Source organism: Streptomyces sp. NPDC026659 (assembly GCF_040638245.1).
Lineage (GTDB): Bacteria > Actinomycetota > Actinomycetes > Streptomycetales > Streptomycetaceae > Streptomyces.
Genome location: NZ_JBEZXY010000011.1, coordinates 270,514 through 289,286, shown reverse-complemented (window position 1 = coordinate 289,286; position 18,773 = coordinate 270,514). Strand labels below are relative to the sequence as shown.

16 protein-coding genes are annotated in these 18,773 nt (G+C 71.0%); 8 read left to right on the top strand and 8 right to left on the bottom strand.

Features of this window, described 5'->3' with window-relative positions:
* Positions 1–32: 32 nt before the first annotated feature.
* The gene (locus AB0E91_RS26630; protein ID WP_361786828.1) at positions 33–557 is read left to right on the top strand and encodes a hypothetical protein; all 525 of its coding nucleotides are present in this window, start codon (positions 33–35) and stop codon (positions 555–557) included.
* A 92-nt stretch (positions 558–649) separates the two neighbouring features.
* Here AB0E91_RS26630 and AB0E91_RS26625 read toward each other — a convergent pair whose 3' ends face one another.
* The 5 genes from AB0E91_RS26625 to AB0E91_RS26605 form a co-directional block, all read right to left on the bottom strand.
* Complete coding sequence (locus AB0E91_RS26625) at positions 650–952, bottom strand: WXG100 family type VII secretion target (RefSeq protein WP_361786825.1); 303 nt, start codon at positions 950–952, stop codon at positions 650–652.
* A 40-nt stretch (positions 953–992) separates the two neighbouring features.
* On the bottom strand, positions 993–1,331 hold the full coding sequence (locus AB0E91_RS26620) for a WXG100 family type VII secretion target (protein WP_161179901.1): 339 nt from the start codon (positions 1,329–1,331) through the stop codon (positions 993–995).
* A 112-nt stretch (positions 1,332–1,443) separates the two neighbouring features.
* The gene (locus tag AB0E91_RS26615; protein ID WP_361786822.1) at positions 1,444–2,646 is read right to left on the bottom strand and encodes a S8 family serine peptidase; all 1,203 of its coding nucleotides are present in this window, start codon (positions 2,644–2,646) and stop codon (positions 1,444–1,446) included.
* A 99-nt stretch (positions 2,647–2,745) separates the two neighbouring features.
* Positions 2,746–4,464, bottom strand: coding sequence for a hypothetical protein (locus AB0E91_RS26610; RefSeq protein WP_361786819.1), 1,719 nt, complete (start codon positions 4,462–4,464; stop codon positions 2,746–2,748).
* Positions 4,461–4,925 (bottom strand): hypothetical protein, encoded by a 465-nt coding sequence (locus tag AB0E91_RS26605; RefSeq protein WP_361786816.1) that lies wholly within the window; start codon positions 4,923–4,925, stop codon positions 4,461–4,463. Before AB0E91_RS26605 ends, AB0E91_RS26610 begins: the two co-directional genes overlap by 4 nt.
* Before the next feature lie 438 nt (positions 4,926–5,363).
* Between AB0E91_RS26605 and AB0E91_RS26600 the strand changes: the two genes are divergently transcribed.
* The 4 genes from AB0E91_RS26600 to AB0E91_RS26585 all read left to right on the top strand — a co-directional run bounded on the left by AB0E91_RS26600 (position 5,364) and on the right by AB0E91_RS26585 (position 9,246).
* Entirely contained in the window at positions 5,364–5,846 is a 483-nt protein-coding gene (locus AB0E91_RS26600) for a hypothetical protein (protein WP_361786813.1), read from the top strand.
* 9 nt (positions 5,847–5,855) lie between these two features.
* Complete coding sequence (locus tag AB0E91_RS26595; protein WP_361786810.1) at positions 5,856–8,165, top strand: DUF6571 family protein; 2,310 nt, start codon at positions 5,856–5,858, stop codon at positions 8,163–8,165.
* A gap of 209 nt (positions 8,166–8,374) precedes the next feature.
* The gene (locus AB0E91_RS26590; protein WP_361786807.1) at positions 8,375–8,677 is read left to right on the top strand and encodes a hypothetical protein; all 303 of its coding nucleotides are present in this window, start codon (positions 8,375–8,377) and stop codon (positions 8,675–8,677) included.
* A gap of 23 nt (positions 8,678–8,700) precedes the next feature.
* Positions 8,701–9,246, top strand: coding sequence for a hypothetical protein (locus tag AB0E91_RS26585; RefSeq protein ID WP_361786804.1), 546 nt, complete (start codon positions 8,701–8,703; stop codon positions 9,244–9,246).
* 10 nt (positions 9,247–9,256) lie between these two features.
* On the opposite strand, the gene mycP is transcribed toward AB0E91_RS26585, so the two are convergent.
* Positions 9,257–10,495 (bottom strand): type VII secretion-associated serine protease mycosin, encoded by a 1,239-nt coding sequence (mycP, locus tag AB0E91_RS26580; RefSeq protein ID WP_361786801.1) that lies wholly within the window; start codon positions 10,493–10,495, stop codon positions 9,257–9,259.
* Between the two features lie 11 nt (positions 10,496–10,506).
* Entirely contained in the window at positions 10,507–12,030 is a 1,524-nt protein-coding gene (eccB, locus tag AB0E91_RS26575; RefSeq protein ID WP_361786798.1) for a type VII secretion protein EccB, read from the bottom strand.
* A 197-nt stretch (positions 12,031–12,227) separates the two neighbouring features.
* Between eccB and eccE the strand changes: the two genes are divergently transcribed.
* From eccE to AB0E91_RS26560, 3 genes are all read left to right on the top strand, one after another.
* Entirely contained in the window at positions 12,228–13,565 is a 1,338-nt protein-coding gene (gene eccE / locus AB0E91_RS26570; RefSeq protein ID WP_361786795.1) for a type VII secretion protein EccE, read from the top strand.
* Positions 13,562–14,341 (top strand): hypothetical protein, encoded by a 780-nt coding sequence (locus tag AB0E91_RS26565; protein WP_361786792.1) that lies wholly within the window; start codon positions 13,562–13,564, stop codon positions 14,339–14,341. The genes eccE and AB0E91_RS26565 overlap by 4 nt, the downstream gene beginning before the upstream one ends.
* 355 nt (positions 14,342–14,696) lie before the next feature.
* Positions 14,697–17,585 carry an SCO5717 family growth-regulating ATPase gene (locus tag AB0E91_RS26560; protein ID WP_361786789.1) on the top strand — a complete coding sequence of 963 codons (2,889 nt, stop codon included), beginning with the start codon at positions 14,697–14,699 and terminating at the stop codon, positions 17,583–17,585.
* A 109-nt stretch (positions 17,586–17,694) separates the two neighbouring features.
* On the opposite strand, the gene AB0E91_RS26555 is transcribed toward AB0E91_RS26560, so the two are convergent.
* Positions 17,695–18,642, bottom strand: a complete 948-nt coding sequence (locus AB0E91_RS26555; protein ID WP_361786786.1) for a bifunctional riboflavin kinase/FAD synthetase — start codon at positions 18,640–18,642, stop codon at positions 17,695–17,697.
* Positions 18,643–18,773 lie beyond the last annotated feature (131 nt).

Here is an 18,773-nt window from a genome sequence, read left to right as displayed (position 1 = left end):
CGAAGGGGGATACCAAGGAGCCGGGTACGAACGTGACCGCCGGAGAGGTCTGCGACGGAACGCTCGACGCGACGGCACAGGCTGCGCTGCGCCGCCTGTCCGGTGTCGAGCGGTTCGACGAACTGACGGGAACCAACGGGGCCGGCAGATCGAACGTGTTCTCCGTACGGTACGCGGTACAGCATCTGCACGACGAGTACAGCCTGCTGGGCGCCTGTCTCATCTACAAGACCGGTGTCGGCAACGATCATCCGCTGCTGGACATCCGGTTCTCGGCAGAGGAGAGGTACCCCAAGAACACCGAGAAGCAGCCGTACCGGCTGGGTGTCTACGCCGGGGTCGGGCGCAACGGTGCCAATGTGTTCTTCCGTTGTCCCACCAAGGCGCCCTCCGCGAAGGCGGTCATCGGGGACACGCAGTACGTGCAGGCGAACATGTACTCGGCGGTCAGCCTGCGGGGCGACCACCAGGACACGGACCGTATGGCGATCCTCGGTTCGATATCCCGGGCGGTGGCGCGGGAAGCCGGGTGTGCGTCGGGGGCGGGGCTGGGGTGAGGGGCGGGCGTACGGGGCCCTGAGTTCCGTACGCGGGTACGGCAAAGGGTGGGCACCTCCCGTGCGTGCCCACCCTTTGCCGGTGCCGTGGCTTACATGTAGTAGCTGGCGGCCTTCTTGTCGCCGCCGAGGTAGTCGCCGCCGGCCGAGTGGACGACGCGGCTGATGGCCATCAGGGCCTCGTGGATGCCCTTGGCCTGCTTGTCCCAGTCGGCCTGGCGCTCGGCGTAGACGGTGTGGGCCTCGCCCTCCCACATACCGGCGACACTGGCGACCTTCTGCTTGATGGCCTCCAGGCTCTCCTCGAGCCGCTTGGCGTGGTTGGCCAGCTGCGTGGCGGTCTCGTCGAGGCTCTGGTAAGTGACTTCCAGCTCGCCGCTGTTGTTGACGCTCATGGATGCTCCGTTTTCGCGAGAAAGAATGGGCGGGCGGGGATCAGTAGTTCGACAGCGCGGAGTGCGAGCCACCGAGGTTCACGTCGATGCCCTGCACCTGGGCGCGGACCTCGTCCTCGGTGCCGTCCTTGATGCGCCGGGTCTGGCTCATCGCCTCGATGAACTTCACGAGGATGCCGCCGATGTGCACCATGCGCTCGTTGATCTCGGTCTGCTTGGTGTTGAAGGCACCGGCGCCGATGCCCTTCCAGTTGCCCTCGAGGCTGTCGATGAGGGCCTGGAGTTCCTTGAGCTGTCCCTTGACGCTCTCGAAACGGTGCGTGAGCTCCTTTTCGAGGACGATGAGGTCCTTGTCACTTACCTTCTGGCGCTGCGCCATTTCCATGCCCTTCTGTGTGAACTGGCCTTGCCTGGGGCCGGTTTCTGTGGCCTTCGCCCCTGACAGGCGGAGTGCCGGCCGCTCGGCGAGCGGCCGCGTACGCGGGTCCGGTCTAGGCGTTGCGGCGTGCGCGCAGCACGGCGAAACCGGCTCCTGCGATGAGTAGTACGGCTGCTGCGGCGCCGATGGTCACCCAGGTGCGGGTGCTGTCGCCGGAGTCCTGGGTCTTGGCGGCGGCGGAGGTCTGTCCGCCGGCCTTGTCTCCTGCGGAGGGCTTGGGCGACGGGGTGGGGGTGGAGGTGCCCTTGGCGTCCTCACCCTCGCCGTCCGCCGTTCCGTTCTCCTTCGCGAGGGGGTCCACGTTTGCCGGGCCCGGGTCGATGTTCTTGTTGATCAGCACGCGACGGGGGCGGACCACGCCGTAGCCGAGGTACGTGCCGGGCTTGTCCTTCGGCCAGGTTCGGGCGGCGGTGTCGATGAGGGAGCGGAGGACCTGGTTGGCGGTCCAGTCGGGGTGGGCGGACCAGATTAGGGCGGCGGAGGCGGAGGCGATCGCCGTGGCCTGGCTCGTGCCGCCGGAGTCGCAGTACTCAGTGAAGGTGTTGTCACACCAGGACGGGACGCCATCGCCCGGCGCGGCGAAGTCCACGTAGTTGCCGTGCGTGGCGTACTTGGCGACTGTGCCGGACTCGTCGATGGAGGAGACACCGACCGCATAGGAGTACTGGGCGGGGTACTGACCCTTGTTTCCCTTGTCGCCTGTGTTGCCTATACCGGCGAACAGCAACTTGCCCTTGGATGCGGCGTACTTGACGGCCGCCTCTTCCTCCACGCTGTAGTACGGGCTCGCGAACGACATGTTGATGATCTTGGCGTCGCTGTCGGCTGCGGCCTTGATGGCAGCAGTCGAACTGGGAGTCCGCTCCTTCTCCTTCGGGTCCTTCAGTGCCGTTGTGTAGATGCGGTAAGGGACCACCTTGGCTCCCGGCGCGAGGCCCTTGATCCCGCCGCCCGCTCCCGTACCGGCGATCAACTCGGCCATGTCGGTGCCGTGACCGTCGTAGTCCTGGGTGGCGTGATAGGCCACCGATTTCGGCACCTCGTCGGCCAGCACCTGGCCCTTGAGCGAAGGCGTATTCGGATTGATTCCGCTGTCGATGACAGCCACCTTCACCCCCTTGCCGGTGCTGTATTTCCACATCTCCTCGGCACCCATCGCCTTCAGGTACCACTGCTTCGACTGGATGTCCGATGCGGCCGCCTCGGGCCCCACGGCCACTGATCCGAGGACCAGCACGCCCAGCGCTGAGCACACGGCAGAGACACGTCTCGCATTGAGTTTCGTCAGGTGGGCGGTCAAGGCCCGCCGCCGGCTGAACTCTGGCTTCATGCCTGTGTACGTCCTCGCTTGTGTTCAGTCGCTCTGCTTCGGCGCGTCACGCCGCTTCTTCTTCTGCGACGAGCCGTGCTTTCCGTCGTGGGAGTCGGCTCCCACCGCTCCGCGGCCGAGGCCCTTCCCGGAGTCCTTGGGCGTGTCGGACTTGGCCCGGGGGGCGCCGACCACGCTGTTCGAGTTCCTCGCCGAGCGCAGGGCGGCCTGACCAGCGGCGGGATCGGTCTTCTCCGTGGGCGACCCGATGACACCCCGGCCGCCGAGCTGCCCCTTGGGCTGCGCGGAGGAGGCCGACTCTCCAGTGCCAACGACCATTCCGCGCGGCACACGGGGACCGGCCGCAGTTCCCGGTGTACGGCCTACGACGGGCTTGCCGCCGACCACGCCATTGCGCACCGGACCGGCAGGGTTGACCGCGCCGGAACGTCCGGTCGGCGCACTGGCACGTGGCGTTCCGCCGGTGACCCCACGCCCCATCGGCGACTGTCCCGGCTGGGTCGCGCCGCGCAGCGGCGACTGACCGGCAGGAGCCGTACGCCCGGTGGCACGAGCGGCCTGCCCCAGCGGGCCTTGTGGCGCGCGGCCGCCGACCGAGGACCGTCCCGCCTGTGCGGTGGGGCCCTGCACACCTCGACCGCTGCCGATACCCGCCGGACCCGTGCGTCCTTGGCCGGACAGAGGCAGTCGGTTGACCGGGCCCCCGACGCCGGTGGGCCGCCCGGTGGCGGGCATGATCGGAGGCGGCGCCCCGGGCCCCGGGAACGACGCGGGAAACTGTCCCCCACCACCCGCGGTCGGAAGCGTGGGCGCGGGGTGAGTCGTAGGCACCGTGGGGACCGACGCGGGCAACGTGCCCACCGTGTTGATCTCGGTGCCGATGTCATGAACAGACGGCGCGGTGGGCTCGTGAGGGGCCTTGGGCGCAACCACATTGGTGGTCTCTGCGCCATGAGGTGCTGTCACCGCCCCATGGCTTTGGGGCGCCTGCCTCCGGATTTCCGAGGGGAGAGCCTTTCCGGAAGGGCTTGGTTTGTTCCACCCCTCGGCCAGGTCCGGCGGCTTCGGCACCCCCACATCCGGCATCCCCCGAAGCGGCTCCGGCTCAGGCGCAGCCTTCAGCGTCATGGCCGACACCGAATAGAAGGACGCCAACCGGTTCATCTGGTTGATCGCCTCCTGTCGGTTCTTCTCGACCCTCACGGCGGCCGTGTAGTCCGGATTGGTGTCGACCTGCTTGGCCTTGGGGAGGTCGTGGGGGCGCTGCTGGTCGGCGGCGGGGCGGTGGTCGCGCGGGGGCATGGACTTGCGGACGGAGGCCAGGCCGGAGGCCGCCGCGTCGATCTGGGTCGCGGCGACGTCGGCGTAGGTCGCGAGGTCCTTGGTCCAGTTGATGAGGTCCTTGGTCCACTTGTGGAAGGCGTCCGCGCCCTCGCCCTCCCAATCGACCTGGCCGAGGTTGGTGTCCAGGTCGGTGGCGGCGTCGTGGATGGCCGTGCGGGCGTCCCACAGGGTCTTGCTCGCCTGCTCCAGATGCTCCGGGTTGGCGTGCTCGACCAGGTCGATCATGTCGTTGAGGTCGTGGTTCTCGAAGTCGGTCCGGCCGAGGTGCAGCGGAGCCCCCAGCGGCGTGCCCTTGAACAGGCCGCTCAGGGAGTTGAGTACGTCGACCACGCCGACCTGGACGTCCGCCTGCTCGACGTCAGCCTTGTACTGCGGCTTCTGCCGCCAGTTGTCGCTCACTGGTAGTCCTTCACGGCGGTCTTGCTGGTCTCTCGAAGAGGCTCCGGCTTCTTGCCGTGCGACTCGGGCTTCTTGTCGTGCGGCTCCGTCGCCTTCTTGTGCTCCTCGTCGAGATGCGACTTGATCTCCCAGAACCGTCGCTCCACCTCGGCCTCCGCGCCGTCGTACGTCCCGTCGGACGCCCGGGTCGCGAGCGTCAGCGCCTCGATCTGGAGTCCCAGGGACTTCGACAGATAGGTGAGCCGCTCATGGACGCGCTCGTACTGGCCGTGCAGGTCGACCGCCTCGTGGAACGGCGCGTTCGCGCCGCCGAACGAGCTTCTCTCGAGCCTGTGCTGCGCGACCTTGGACGGCCCGCCCGGGGCGTCCTCGAACGTGCGCAGCGCGTCGTCGACCTTCGTCTTGAACTTCGACAGCGCGTCGATTCCGCGCCTGACATGCGAGCCGCTACCGCCAGCCACCGGACGACCCCTTCCCCGTACCCCGTTTGTGCAACTTTTAACGAAGGGGTCGTACGCAGCCGTACCCCCGTACCGTCACGGACCACTGTAGTCACTGTGTAAATCGCGGCCAACTGAACTCTGCGACGGTTCAGTTGCAACCATGTCCCGGACCAGCGGGTCGTCAGGGCACCACAGATCCGGCAACTCGGGCCGAACGGGCGGAAGTTCCGCGCCACGAACACAGAACTTTCACGTACGGAACGGGCCGTACGGGCTTCCGGGTCCGGGCCGACGGGAACTTTGCATCCACAAAACATCACCCCGGTGAAAGGGCTGTCGCCTTGCCGAACTGTTCGGGACGGAGATTTCACCGAGCCCCGGTTGCTACGTTGACGGCAGACCGACACGGGGGCGCCGGACGGCCGGCGCGGCCGGTGGGGAACGGAGGTCCACTCGATGGCGTGGGACGAGTGGGAACAGCTCAAGGCTCAGGCGGCACAGCGGCCTTCGGACCGTACGGCCCGTACGCGGCTGAACCAGGTCGCGCCGGACGGCGGTGGCGGGGGCGGCGGGGAGCTGGTCGTGCACCAGGACGACCTCGGCGCCGTCGGCCATGACGCCCATCTCCTCTACGACGAGGTCAAGGGCTGCGCGGACATCGCGGGCGCGGGGGCGGACAAGGGCGGGAACGGCTCCACCGCGCAGGCGGCGGCCTCGCTGAAGTCGCACGGCTTTCAGCTCGGCGGCGCGCTCAACACGACTGTCGACGTGTGGAGTTCGCAGGTGAAGTCGGTGCTTCAGGCGTGTGCGCACATCTCGGACCACCTGGACTACACGAAGAGGCTGCACGCGGAGGACGACGCCAGGATCGGGACGGTGCTGCGCGGCAGTGACGGGGGCGCCGTGCCGGTGTCCCAGCTCGACGAGTACTTCGAGTAGGGGACTTCCGTGGCTCTCACCTTCACCGATCTCGCCGAGGTGGACCTCGGCCGGCTCGCCTCCGCCGTGGCGGACTGGAAGTCGGCTGCGGACGGTCTGAAGAAGGCGGCCGACAACGCGCGTACGGGGATGCGGACGAAGTCCGAATCCGCCCGGTGGGCGGGCGTCAACGCCACCGTGACGCGGGAGTTCGTCACCAAGACGGCCAAGGAGGTCGCGGACCTCCACGCCGAGGCGCACAGTGTGCACCAGGTGCTGGACGACGGGCACCGGGAGCTGGAGGCGCTGCAGAAGCAGCTCAGGACGGCCGTCGACGTCGAGGCCGTGCGGCTCGGGGTGCGGGTCGAGGACATCGGGGGCGGGAAGGCCCGCTGCTTCTTCCCGCACGTGCGCGGGGACACCGACGAGCGGACGCAGGAGCAGCTCGACTCCCGGCAGGCGCTGGAAAGCAAGATCAACCGGATCGTCGCCCACGCGGAGGAGATCGACGCCTCGGTCGCCCGCGCGCTGGGCAGGATCCACGGCGGCGACCGGCACAACGCGGGCCACACCACCTACGAGTCCCTGAACGACGCGGAGGCCGAGCGCGCGGTCGAACTCGCCCGCAAGGGCGACAAGATGTCCGACGCGGAGCTGCGTGAGCTGAACGAGCTGTTGCGGTTCAACGCCGGTGAGAAGGACGGGGAGTTCTCGACGGAGTTCTACAAGGGGCTCGGCGGCCCCGAGAAGGCGCTGGAGTTCTACGCCTCGATGTCCATCGACGGCACCGGCGCCGACGCGTCCAGGACGCGGCTGGACGAAGTACGCGATCTCCAGCGGGTGATGGGCTACAACCTCGCCAACGCGACCGACCCCGACCACCGGCACCACCTGCCCGACAGCTGGGGCCAGGACTTCCGGCGGCTCGGCACCCGGCGGATCGGCTGGGAACAGGGGCAGTGGAACAAGCCGTACGGCTACCAGGTCCTCGGCGGGCTACTCCGCTACGGCGACTACGACCCGCGGTTCCTCAACCCCATCGCGGAGCACATCACCCAACTCCACAAGAAGGACCCGCACTTCTTCGTCTCCGACAAGCCGGCCGGGAACCCCGACAGCTACGGCTTCAACCCCTCCGGCAAGCTCGGCAGCGGCAACGATCCGCTCAACAGCGTTCTGGAGGCACTCGGGCACAGCCCCGAGGCTTCGGAGAAGTTCTTCACCTCGGCCCCGACCGCCTACAACGAGGACGGCACCGTCAAGCCGGGCGGCAACCCCGGTTTCTCCTCCTACCTCGACCTGTTCACCGCCAAGGACTTCGAGTGGACGGTCGACACCAACGCGACCAACATCCTCGCGGACGAGGACAAGACCAAGGCCGCCCTCGGCTTCGGCCCCACCGCCCTCGGCCACGCCCTGGAATCCGCCACCACGGGCCGCCCCTACGACGGCGACCCGACCGGCGACGCCATCCGCCACACCGAGGCGCGGGCCCATCTGGTGGGCGAGATCGTCGACAAGTTCGGCGAACACCCGGAACTGATCCGGCACAACGAGAACGGGGAGCTGGAGGACGCGGAGTCGGGGCCGTTGTATGCGATGCGGGGGAGTCTGGGGGATATCACGGCTGAGTACATGGGGGATTTCCAGCAGGCCATGTACCGGGAGGATCCGAACAGCAGCCTGTTCCCGACGTTCGGAGCCGCCGCCGGCCTGGACCCGGACCATGCCACCCGATTCCTCGGAGAGGTCGGTCAGGATCCCGATGCCTATTCGGCCATCACCAGTGCGCAACAGGCCTACACGAGCGAGACAGTGGACCGTGTCATCAATGATCCAACGCATTCGACCGCGTCGTTGGACGGACGCGTGGGGGCGGCGGTCGCCCCTGGATCAGCGATCGCGGGTGTCATGAGCGATGCCAGGGCGCACGCCATCTACGAGTACCACGCAGCCTCGGACAAGGAGTTCAACGAGGCGGCCGCCGACAAGCAGAAATGGGTGAACCGCATTCTGGGCATGGGGATCGAGAAGGTCGGCGAACGGGTCCCCATCGCCGGTGCGCCTCTGGAATGGGCCTCCGAGGACATCCAGGAGTCCATCATGAAGAGCATCGAGAAGGACACCCTGACCGATGCCCAGGCTCAGGCGGGTGCCAGTTACACCCAGGGCAGGGACGCGGCCGTGCAGTCCGCGCAGAGGGCCGTCGACCATGCGCTGGTCAACAACCACAGCATCAACCCGGACACCATCGACGACCTCGGCAGGGCGGCGCGTACTTCCGCCGGGCGCAGCCATACGGACGGCGCGCAGTGGAAATCGGAAAGCGGAGAGCATTGAGGCACCGCACTGTCGAAGTGATGTTGTTGACGGGTCTGATCCTCGGGTGCGCCACCGGGTGCATGTCAGGCGGTGAGGAGCGTGCGTTTACCGTCCCCGAGGATTTGTGCGGGGTCCCCGTCCCGACGGGTCCGCTCGGTCGGCTGTTGCCCGTGTCGGGGAAACACCTCGATGTCAGGGGTAAGGCGTCGGCGACCGTCGCCTGCGAGGTGAGTGTCGATGGGCAACTGGTGCTCTGGGTCGAGCGGGAGCGCGTCGATGCCGGCCGCTCGGCCTGGAACATCGCCTCGTACGACCACCGCATCGGGCAGGTGAAGTCCGGCGCGGGCGACATGATCGCGTACGTCGGCGGCGCAGCGGTGTCGGTCGTGCCCTGCGTGCGGAAGAGCGCCCGGGACGAGTCCACGAGTACGTACGTCCGCACGCTGAAGCCGGGACGGCAGGACGAATCGGCCATGAAGAGTCTCATCGTCGGCTACACCGCAGCGCTGCGGAAGCAGCATCCCTGTTAGTCAGCACACGGAGAGAGGCCATCGTGAGGTCATCGTCGTACTCGCTGGGCGTCAGCGCGCTCCTGCTCGCCATGGTCGGAGTGTCCGCCTGCTCCTCTGCCGAGGCGAAGCAGGACTTCGCTGTGCCCGCGTCCCTCTGTGGCGTTTCCGTGCCGTCCGAGGCGCTCTCCCGACTGCTGCCCGCGGATGGTGAACGGGTCTCGGTGAAGCAGGAGGGAACCAAGGAGGACGGGTCGTATCTGTGTGACGTGGTGGTCGACAAGCGGACCGTACTGATCGTCACGCAGGAGTGGATCACGCCGGACTGGTCGGCTCGGCACATCCTGATCCATGAGCTGAAGATCTGGGACCAGAAGGAGGCGGAGGGGGGATCCGTGGTGTACGCCGGTCGGGGGGCCGCGTCGTTGGTGGAGTGTCGGGGGGCCGGGGTGGAGAAGGAGGACGTCAGCACGCTCGTGCAGGTGCTGAAGCCCGGGCGGGAGGACGCGGAGGCCATGGGGCGGTTGATCCGGGGCTATACGACGTCCCTCGGGGCGGGGAAGCCCTGCCATCCCCGGCCCGACGAGTGACCCGCCCCCGCTAAAGCCGGCCGCGCCGCCGCCGCGCGTCCCGTACCGCCACCCCCGCCCCCGTGAGTCCCGCGACCAGCACGCCCGCGCCGATCGCCACGTACGTGGCCAGGCGGGCGTTTCGTTCCTGGGGGGTTTCGCCGAGGGTGAGTTTGGCGGGGGTGGGGGGTTCGGCGTGGGTGAGGACGGGGTCGGGGTGAGGGGTCTCGATCGGGTGGTCGTCGTCCGTCAGGGCTCGGACGGGGTCCACCACGCCCCAGCCGACCAGGCGGTCGTGGCCGGGGATGGAGCGTTCGGCGGTCTGTTCGATCTGGGCGATGACCTCGCGGGAGGTCCAGTCGGGGTGGCGGGACTTGATCAGCGCCGCTACGCCCGCCACGTACGGCGCCGAGAAGCTCGTGCCGTTGTCGGAGCAGTGGCCGCCCTGGGGGACGGTGGAGATCATGTCGACGCCGGGGGCGGCGACGCCGACGAAGTCGCCGGACTGGGAGAAGGCGGCGCGTTCGTTGTTGCGGTCGGAGGCGGCGACGGCGAGGACGCCGGGGAAGGAGGCGGGGTAGGTCTTCTTGACGTTGCCGCCGAGGCCGTCGTTGCCCGCCGAGGCGACGACGACGATCTTGTGGGCGATGGCGTCGTTGACGGCCGCGAGCAGGTCGGCATCCTGGGGCACCGGCTTCACAGTGTCCTGGGAGATGTTGATGACCTGGGCCTGCTTCGCCGTCGCGTGGCGGATCGCCCGCGCCAGTGTCGCGGCCGTGCCGTTGCCCTCCGCGTCGTTCTGCTTGATCGGGATGATCGTGGCCTCGGGGGCAAGACCGACGAAGCCGGTGCCCTTCATCGGGCGGGCGGCGATGATGCCCGCGACGCGCGTGCCGTGGCCGACGGTGTCGGTGGTGCCGTCCGCCTTGCCGCGGTCGATGGCCTGGCCCTTGTCGTCCTTGGGCGGCAGGAGGTTGGTCCCGAGGGAGGCGTTCACCGCCTGCTTGAGCTGCGGGTTCGCCGTGTCGACGCCGGTGTCGATGACGGCCACGCGGACGCCCCGGCCCTTGGAGCGGCTCCACAGGTCGTCCAGGATGACGCGCTGGAGGGCCCAGGGCGTCCCGGAGTACACGTGGTTGGTCTTGCTGAAGGTGCACTGGTCGGTGCCGGAGTCGGCGACCGCCGTGGGTGCCGTCAGCACACCGCCGCCCACGGCGAGCGCCGCGGCCACGCCGGTACGGGCGAACAGGGAGACTTCGGAGCGCGTCATCGGGCCGCCCCTCAAGAGCCCTGCGGCTGGCGCGCGCCGGCCGTCGAGAGCCGGGGGCCCGTCGGCAGGAACTCGGACCAGGCGACGGGCACCGGCGCGGGCTTCACGTCGGCATAGCCGAGATGGGTCTGCGCCAGCTTGGCCTCCTGCTGGAGCTGCTGCCGCTGCTCGGCCGAGATGCCGATCCCGGCGTCGTCGCCGGCGCTGTCGTCGTTGGACTGGAGGGCGTAGCGCAGGCCGGTGTCGGTGACCAGGAAGACCGGTCCGACGGAGGTCTCCTTGCCCTGGTACTGGCGGTAGAGCTGGCCGGAGCCCGCGGTGACGTAGGCGCTGGAGGAGCCGGTGGCCAGGACGGCCGGGAAGTCGCTGCCCGCCCAGGTGCTGAGCGTGGCCTCGCCGCCGCCGGAGACGTGGCGCAGCACGTTGCAGACGGTGTTGCGACTGCCGGAGGCGGTGGACGCCTCGTTGACCGCCTTCGGTTCGTGGACGGGCCACTTGTAATCGGTGGCGAAGGGGCTGCCCTCCTCCACCGCGCCGGGGCTGACCTCCAGCTCGTGGCCGGTCTGGCCGAGCTTGACGAGGTCCTCGCTGGCCAGCAGGAGCTTGGCGACGAAGTCGGAGACGGGGGCGATGCGGCCGGGCAGCACCACGTAGTACCGCTCCTGGCCGTTCACGGGGGCCCTGAGCACCATGCCGACGCGGTCGGCCCGGGGGTCGAGTTGGCCGCCCGCGCGGGCCGGCGCCCCGGGGACGCCCTCGACCTTCGGGAAGCTGATCGGGGAGCCCTGGTGCAGGGTCTCGATCCACTCCTTGGTGACGCGCTCGGGTACGCGGTCCGGGCCGACCAGGGTGCGCAGCAGCAGGGCGTCGGTGGCGTCCACGCGGTACGCCCAGCCCTGCGCGTCGACCACGTAGCGGATGTTGCCGGGGGTGGCGACGTAGAGCAGCTGGCCGCCGTGCAGCTTCTCGGTGCCCTCGGTGCGGTGCTGGTCGCGGGCGGCGAGGACGAAGGCGGCCTTCTGGATGGAGTCGCCGCTGCCGCTGGGGCGTTCGCACACCACCCAGCGCTTGGCGCCGCTCGCCTCCTTGCCGGAGGGCAGCCGGTCGGGGGCGTAGGGGATGCCGATGGTGACGCCGTGCGGGATCTTGCCGTTGTCGAGGATCGACTCGTCCACCGTGACCACGTCCACGTCGCTCTGGGTGTTGAGCACGAGCTTGGCGGAGGCCATGTTGAGCACCGGGTGGAGCTGGACCTTGTCCTTGGTCTTCAGCACCACGTACCGGGTGGTGGACTTGCTGGCGATGATCACCTTCTGGCCGGGGGCGTCCCAGCCCTTCGGCGCGGTCGGTTTGAACATGCCCCAGGCGCCGAAGGCCGCGACCACGACCGCCGCGGCGATCGCGCCGGGCAGCACCGCGCGCAGCGGGCTCGGTGCCCCCTCGTCGGAGGCGTCCGGCGCCGACCGGACGAAGGACGCGAGCATGCGGCGCTTCGCGAAGGTGTAGGCGTTGAGTTGGTCCCGCCGAGATGCCATCTGTGCCCGTTTCTCCCCGTGTCTCACGTGGAGCGCGCCCGGGGACCGCTCTCCCCCGCCCTCCGTTGTCGGACCCGGCCCCTACTATGCCTGGTGCGGGGCGAGTCCTGCGGAGCGGGTAGGGTACCTGGGCCCTCAAGGGCCTTGTGCGGGCGCATGGTTCCAGCGAGTTGTGAGCAAATCGGGGGGATGGAGTGATGGCTTCGGGAACGCGGACACGGCTGCGCGGCCGGTCGGCGGCGCGGCCCGGCGGGTCCGGGTCCGCACCGGCGCCCCGGCAGGCGTCCGGCCGGTCCGGCACGTCGTCGCAGGCCGTCACGTTCGGCCTGGGACACCGGCCGGGCCGCGCGGGTTCGTTTCGTTTGCAACGACTCGTGCTGGTGGAGATCGCGGCGGCGATCCTGCTGGTCGGCTGGGTGATCGGCCCGCTGGCCCTGGCTCCCGCGGGCGTGGTCGCACTGGTACTGATCGCCCTGGCGTTCGTCCGGCGGCGCGGCCGCTCGCTTCCCGAATGGCTGGCTACGGCACGGGAGTTGAAGGCGCGCAGACGGCACGCCGCGAACACGCCGATCCCGCCCGGCACGGAACCCGCGCTGGTGCCCGCGCTCGAGTGCGAGCCCGCGCTGCGGACCTACTCGTACGGGGGACGGGACCGCCGCCCGGTCGGCATGGCCGGGGACGGCACGTTCCTGACGGCCGTGCTCCAGGTGGAGGCCGACGCCACGGCGCTGCGGGCCGAGCGGAACCGGCAGCCGCTGCCGGTCTCCCTGGTGCGCGACGCCCTGGAGGTGGACGACATCCGTCTGGAGTCCGCCCAGGTGGTGCTGCACACCCAGCCCGCGCCCGCGCTGCATCTGCCCCAGCAGTCGGTCGCCGTCGCCAACTACCTTCCGCTCCAGGAGCAGACGGGTGCCCCGGCGGTGCGCATCACCTGGGTCGCGCTGAAGCTCGATCCCGAGCTGTGCGCGGAGGCGGTGGCGGCGCGCGGGGGCGGTCTGACCGGCGCGCAGAAGTGCCTGGCGCGCGTGGCCGACCATCTCGCGAGCAGGCTGACCGGGGCGGGCTTTCGGGCCACGATCCTGGACGAGGAGGAGCTGATCACCGCCCTCGCCACCTCGGCCTGCGCCAATCCGCTGGTCACGGCGGAGGCGGGGCGCGGCGAGCGGCGCGAGCGGCGTACGGAGGAGTCGGGGCGCAACTGGCGCTGCGACAACCGGCGGCACACCACCTACTGGATCAGGCGCTGGCCCCAACTGGGCGGCGCGCGGGGCGAGTCGCTGCCGCAGTTCCTCGCCCTGGTGACGGCGACCCCGGCCCTGGCGACGACGTTCAGTCTCACGCTGGCGCGCGGTGAGCGGCAGGACGTGTCGCTGTCCGGGCATCTGCGGGTGACCGGCCGCAGTGACGACGAACTGGTGGCGGCGCGCCGCTCGTTGGAGGGCGCGGCCCGGCACGCCGGGGCCGGTCTGGCCCGCCTCGACCGCGAACAGCTGCCGGGAATGCTGGCCACGCTGCCCCTCGGAGGCGCTCGATGACGACCGCACGGACGACCGCCGCCGCTCCGGACGCCGAAGAGAGTGGTGCCCGGGGGCTGCGCCGGGCCGGTGAGCTGCTGCGCCAGGGCCTCGGCCTGATCGGCCCCCGGCACGCCTGGCACACCCTGCCCGGCGACCAGCTGGACGCGCTGGCGCTGCCCATCGGGGACGACGGTGTGGTGGCCGGCGTGGACGCCGAGGGCCGCCCCGCGGTGCTGGGCATCAACCGGCCCACGCCGTACGACGTGGTGCTGATCGGCGGCCTGTGGACGGCGCAGGTGCTGGCGCTGCGCACGGCGGCGACGGGTGCGCGGGTGGCGGTGGAGACCGGCCGTCCGCAGTCCTGGATGCAGATGGTGCACGCCATGGGCGGCGGGCAGAACGGCCTCGCCGTGTACGAGGTCGGCCGGGTGCCCCCGCAGGGCGCCTCGGCGGGCACGCCCGTGCTGGTGGTGCGGGACTGCGGGATGCGGCCGCCGCGCGGGCGCGTGGTGGCGGGGCCCTGGCAGTCGGTGGTGACGCTGCTGCCGTATCTGAGCCCGGTGGCGCCCCGGTTGCTGCGGCAGGCGCGGCTCACCGGTATCCAGCGGGTCTCGCCGGACGAGGCGGCCGAGCTGGGGCGCACGATGGGGCTGTCCCGGACCGAGGTGGAGTCGCTGCCGGGGCTGCCCGACGGCGTCACCCTCTGGTGTACGGATCGCGACCGGCAGTACGTGCTCACCCAGCCGACCGACGCCGAGATCGGATTGTTGGGCAACCCACGCCGCATGGACTGAACGACCTTTCTTGTCCGCTTTGTTCGCCTTTCGTGTGACGAAAGGCGTCCGGGGTTTTGTCGCGTGCCCGGTTGTTTGCCCCTTTATTTCCCGGGTGGTTGGGCCGGGCGGCGTGGCGTTCGTGACGCCCGCGCGGGACGTTGAGCGCGTTTCGGGGGGTGGGCGGGCCTGCCTGCGCGGGGCCTGTGGTGATTAGGCTGGGAGCGGGCGCGATGCCGGACCCGCGGGCGGGGCGTCGTCCCCGGGGGTGGACCGGTGGACGGCCCTGCCCGGCACGACTACGGACGACTTGAACGACACGACTTGGTCGGCCCCCGCACGCGTTTGAGGGTGCCCGACCACTTCAGGAGGAACTGTGAGCAGCGATCGGGACGGTATGCGCGGGGGCTGGGCCACACCCGACGACGACCAGCCCGACGCGGAGTCGGCCGTCGAGAACACGGGCGAGTTCACCATCGACTACGCCCCGCCCGCCTGGTACACGCAGAACGCGTCCTCCGGCGGGGCCGGGGGCACGGGCGCCTCCTCCGGGGGGTCCGACGGCGCGGGTGTGCCGACGGGCCCGGGTCCGGTGCCGCCGCCGTTCGTCCCGGCTGCACCGGCTGCACCGGCCTCCCCGGTGGCGGGTCCGACGCCGCCGGTGCCGCCCGTGCCGGGTACGCCGGTTGTTCCGGTTGCTCCGGGCGCTCCGGTTGCTCCGGGCACTCCGGGTGCGCCCTTCGCGCCGCCCGCTCCCGCCGCCGGCCCCGGCGCCCCGTACGCGCCGCACACTCCCCCGGCCGGAACTCCCGCGCCGGTGCCGGGACTTCCCGCCGGGTTCGAAGCGCAGCAGGGCCACGCCCCGGCGGAGCCCGAGCCGGACAACGGCGACCTGGAGAGCGGGGCGACGATGCGGTTCTCCGCCGCCGCTCTGAAGCGGGAGATCGAGGAGCGTACGGCAGCGGAGGAGCAGCCGGAGCAGGGCACCGAGGGGGCCCCTGAGGAGGCACCGGCGGCCGACACCGCCGAGGGCACCGGCGACGTGACCGGTGAGGTCGCATCCGCGGAGACCCCGGCCGCGACCACGGACGCGGAGACGGACACCGCCCCGGAGGGCCAGGACACCCCGGCCACGGACGCCCCGGAGACCGACGACGCCCCCGAGGCCCCCACCGCCGACGCGGATGCCGGAGACGCCGGAGACGCCGGGGAAGCCGGAGACACCGAGGCCGAACCGGCCGACCGGTCCACCCCGGACGCCGAGCCGCAGCAGCAGCTGCCCGCCAACGCCCCCGCAACCGCTCCCGCTCCCGCTCCCGGAGAGCCCCACCCCGCCCCGGCCGACGGCACCGCTCCCCCCGCCTGGACCCCGCCCGCCCCGCAGCAGGGCGTGCCCCCGCTGCCGCCGTCGTACCAGCCCGCCGCGCCCGCCCCGGCGGCGCAGTGGCCCGCGCAGGGCACGCCGCCGCACGGCGTGCCCCCGCACGGCGTCCCGCAGCAGCCCGGCCCGATGCCGCCCGCGCCGCACCAGCCCCCGGCCACGCAGGGCCCCGGCGGTCCCGGCCGGCCGCAGTTCCCGCCGAACCCGGCGCAGCCCGCGCCCGCCGCCGCCTGGAACCAGCCCGGTACCCCGGCACCCCCGGCGGCCGAGCAGCAGCCCAACCCGCAGGCGCAGCCCACCGGTTACTCCTTCCCGCCGCAGCCGGGCCCGGCCGCCGCCCCCGACTCCCCCGGCGGCTACGCCTTTCCCCCGGCGAATCCGCTCAACCAGGCGCCCCCGGCATCCGGTTACGCCTTCCCGCCGCACCCCGGCCCGCAGTCCGCGCCCCAGGCCGGTCCCAACACCCCAGCGCCGCAGTCGGGTTACGCCTTCCCCCCGACCGCGCAGCCCCAGCCGCAGGCACAGGCACAGCCTCAGCCCCCGGCTCAGCAGGCCCCGCCGATCGACCCGCGCACCGGTACCGCCTGGCCGCAGGCCGTCCAGCACGACCAGCGGCAGCCGACCAACCCCGGTGCCGCGCCGCTGGGTTACACGGCTGCCGTGGAGCTGTCCTCAGACCGGCTGCTCAACAACAAGCGGCAGAAGGCGCGCAGTGGGCGCCCCGCTGCCGCGGCGTCCCGGTTCAAGCTGGGCGGCAAGAAGGAGGAGGCGGAGCGGCAGCGCAAGCTGGAGCTGATCCGCACCCCCGTGCTGTCCTGCTACCGGATCGCGGTGATCAGCCTCAAGGGCGGTGTCGGCAAGACGACGACCACCACCGCGCTCGGCTCCACCCTCGCCTCCGAGCGCCAGGACAAGATCCTCGCGATCGACGCCAACCCGGACGCGGGCACCCTCGGCCGCCGGGTGCGCCGTGAGACCGGGGCGACCATCCGCGACCTGGTGCAGGCGATCCCGCACCTCAGCTCGTACATGGACATCCGGCGGTTCACCTCCCAGGCCTCCTCCGGCCTGGAGATCATCGCCAACGACGTGGACCCGGCCGTGTCGACCACGTTCAACGACGAGGACTACCGGCGCGCGATAGACGTGCTCGGCAAGCAGTACCCGGTCATCCTCACCGACTCGGGCACCGGCCTGCTCTACAGCGCCATGCGCGGGGTGCTGGACCTCGCCGACCAGCTGATCATCATCTCCACCCCGTCCGTGGACGGCGCGAGCAGCGCGAGCACCACGCTCGACTGGCTGTCCGCGCACGGCTACGCCGACCTGGTCGCCCGGTCGATCACGGTGATCTCCGGGGTCCGCGAGACCGGCAAGATGATCAAGGTCGACGACATCGTGTCCCACTTCGAGACCCGGTGCCGGGGCGTGGTCGTGGTGCCCTTCGACGAGCACCTGTCCGCCGGTGCCGAGGTGGACCTGGACATGATGCGGCCGAAGGTGCGGGAGGCGTACTTCAACCTCGCGGCGATGGTCGCCGAGGACTTCGTACGCCACCAGCAGGCGCATGGGCTGTGGACCAGGGACGGCAACCCGCCGCCGGTGGCCGCGCCGCCGCTGCCCGGCCAGTACCCGCACATCCCGGGCCAGCCGACCGGCCAGCCGTACCCGGGCCAGCCCTATCCGCCTCAGCAGGGCCAGCAGCCGTACGCGCCCCAGCCGGGTCAGCAGCCCTATCCCCCGCAGCCGGGACAGCCGTACATCCCGCCGCAGGGACAGCCGCCGTACCCGCCGCAGGCCGCGCCGGGCCACCAGCCGCAGCAGCCGCCCCAGGCGCCGCCGTACGGCTATCCGCAGCCGGGACAGCAGCCCCCGCAGCAGTAGGCACGAAAGCAGCGGGCACGGAAAAGGGCGGCCGCGAAACCGGCCGCCCTTTCGTGTCCCGAGTGTTCCGGGCGTCCCGGGTGTCCGGGGCGCCCCGCGTGTCCCGGCGTTACGCGTCCGCCGCCACGATCTCCCGGCATCGCTCCACGTCCCGGCCCATCTGCTCCAGCAGGGCCTCCAGCGAGTCGAACTTGGCCTGGCCGCGCACGTAGGCCAGGAAGTCCACGGCGACGTGCAGCCCGTACAGATCGAGGCCGACGCGGTCGATGGCGTACGCCTCCACCGTGCGCTCGGTGCCGTCGAACTGCGGGTTGGTGCCGACGGAGATCGCGGCCGGCATCGCCTCGCCCTGGCAGTGCAGATACCCGGCGTAGACGCCGTCGGCCGGGATGGCGGTGTGCGGCAGGGTCTCGACGTTGGCGGTGGGGAAGCCCAGCTCGCGCCCGCGCTGGGCGCCGCGCACGACCACGCCCTCCACGCGGTGCGGGCGGCCCAGGATCTCCCGGGCCCCGGCCACGTCGCCCTCGGCGATCAGTCGCCGGGTCAGCGTGGAGGAGAACGGCGCTCCGCCGCCCGCCTCGCCGGTGAGGTGCAGGTCGACGACCTCCACGTCGTAGTCGTAGACCTTGCCCTGCTCGGCGAGGAAGTCCACGGTGCCGGCCGCGCGGTGCCCGAAGCGGAAGTTCGGGCCCTCCACGACGGCCTTGGCGTGCAGCTTGTCCACCAGGACCTTGACCACGAAGTCGGCCGGGGAGAGCTGCGAGAACTCGGCGGTGAACGGCAGCACCAGGACCGCGTCCACGCCCAGCTCGGCCATCAGCTCGGCCCGGCGGTGGTGCGGGGCGAGCAGCGGCGGGTGGCTGCCCGGGCGCACGACCTCGCTGGGGTGCGGGTCGAAGGTGACCACGACGGCCGGGACGCCCAGACGGCGGGCGCGGTCGACGGCGTGCTCGATGATCAACTGGTGGCCGCGGTGGACGCCGTCGTAGGACCCGATGGTGACGACGCTGCGCCCCCAGTCCTGGGGGATGTCCTCCAAGCCACGCCAGCGCTGCACTGTGACCGCTCCTCGAACCCGTGTCCGTGTCCACCGTGGACCTGTCTCGCAGATCCCGGTCTCCATCCTTGACCTCTTGTGCAGGTCTAAGGGTGCCATGCCGCCCGCCCGTGCCCCGCATCGGCCGGGGG

Coding starts and splice junctions, on each gene's coding strand:
- AB0E91_RS26565 (WP_361786792.1), top strand. CDS start 13,562: ATGACGACCGCACGGACGACCGCCGCCGCTCCGGACGCCGAAGAGAGT.
- AB0E91_RS26600 (WP_361786813.1), top strand. CDS start 5,364: ATGGCGTGGGACGAGTGGGAACAGCTCAAGGCTCAGGCGGCACAGCGG.
- eccB (WP_361786798.1), bottom strand. CDS start 12,030: ATGGCATCTCGGCGGGACCAACTCAACGCCTACACCTTCGCGAAGCGC.
- mycP (WP_361786801.1), bottom strand. CDS start 10,495: ATGACGCGCTCCGAAGTCTCCCTGTTCGCCCGTACCGGCGTGGCCGCG.
- AB0E91_RS26620 (WP_161179901.1), bottom strand. CDS start 1,331: ATGGCGCAGCGCCAGAAGGTAAGTGACAAGGACCTCATCGTCCTCGAA.
- AB0E91_RS26625 (WP_361786825.1), bottom strand. CDS start 952: ATGAGCGTCAACAACAGCGGCGAGCTGGAAGTCACTTACCAGAGCCTC.
- eccE (WP_361786795.1), top strand. CDS start 12,228: ATGGCTTCGGGAACGCGGACACGGCTGCGCGGCCGGTCGGCGGCGCGG.